Below are 1,434 nucleotides of genomic sequence, written 5' to 3' on the forward strand. Positions count from 1 at the left end.
TCTCAGAGACCTTGTTGGGTTAAGGATAGAGGAATGTCTGCCTCTGTTGCCCTGGCGGTGGGGACTAAGGGATAGTTACCAGTGCTACAATTGCTGCTAGTATTTACCGATTCTAGGTAATTTGAAAGCAGACTAATTGTTGGTGTTTCAAAAATCTGCTTCAATGGTACTTCAATGCCTAGTCTATTAGAAATACGAGCCACAACTTGGCTAGCATGAAGGGAGTGTCCCCCTAATTCAAAGAAATTATTCTCAATGCCAATCGGCTCTATTTTTAGGACTTCCGACCAAATTTTTACTAAGGTTTCTTCTGTCGCCGTACGGGGGGCAATAACGTTTAATTCTAATTCTGATGTTGATAGAATTGATTCGGGTTTGGGTAAAGCCCGTCGGTCAATTTTACCAGTTACCGTTAAAGGTAATGACTCTAGCCAAATAAAGCCAGCTGGAACCATGTAACTGGGTAATTTGTCTCCCAAAGCAGCTTTTAATTCTTTAGCTGTCAGTCTATTTTGGGAATTTACCGGAGTCAGATAAGCCACTAGCTGTTGATCCCCAACTGCTCCCCCTGCTTCTGTCTGGGCGACTACAACCGCCTCTTTAACAGCGTCTAAGTTCAACAAACTCGCTTCCACTTCAGTTGTTTCAACCCGATAACCTCGGATCTTGACCTGAAAATCTTTACGACCCAGGTGCAGCAAACAACCATCCGGTAATAACCGACCCAAATCACCGGTTTTGAAATATCGATGCTCGCCATCGGTAATAAACACTTGCTCGGTTCGCGATGGCTGTTGCCAGTATCCCAAGGCCACTTGGCGAGAACGAACCACAATTTCACCAACCTCTCCCGGGGGAACCTCTTGCCCCGATTCATCCCAAAGGAAAACGTCGGTGCCCTCAACTCCATAGCCCGCAGGCACCGTCGCACCAGTGAGCACGGTTTCTTTGGTAATGGGAAATTGTCGCACTGGACTAATCTCTGTACCTCCGAGATTCACCATTAAGGTGCATTGGTCGGAAAAGTTTTCCTGGAAAAGTTCGGCATCCTGTCGGTAAACCGTTTCGCTCCCAATTTGGATTAGTCGTAACTTAGGAAAATTTCCCAGCCCATCCAATGTTGAAACAAAGTGACGAAACAATGTCGCCACCGCAAACATAACGGTGATCTCGTGATCTCGCAACCATCGACCTAACTGATGTAACCCAATTTGCTTGACATCCAAGGGAAATAGTGCTGCTCCATTCAACAGGGCACAGTAAATATCTCGCACTGCACCACCAAAAGCAGCTGAGTACAACAGTGAAAAGCGATCGCTAAAGCTAATCTTACCGCTGTTGGTATAGTTCCGGCATAGATTCAGGACATAGCGATGGTTTTGGAGCACACCCTTGGGGCGTCCTGTAGAACCGGAAGTGTAAAGAATATAGGCC

General features: G+C 46.2%; 1 protein-coding gene. It reads right to left on the minus strand.

The genetic code is table 11. The annotated features are described in order from the left end of the window. Nucleotides 1-2 precede the first annotated feature (2 nt). Nucleotides 3-1,434, minus strand: a 1,432-nt coding sequence (locus tag F6K37_RS42215) for a non-ribosomal peptide synthetase (protein WP_287257196.1), incomplete at its 5' end; no start/stop codon positions are given.

This window comes from Moorena sp. SIO4E2, assembly GCF_010671945.1.
Classification (GTDB): domain Bacteria; phylum Cyanobacteriota; class Cyanobacteriia; order Cyanobacteriales; family Coleofasciculaceae; genus Moorena; species Moorena producens.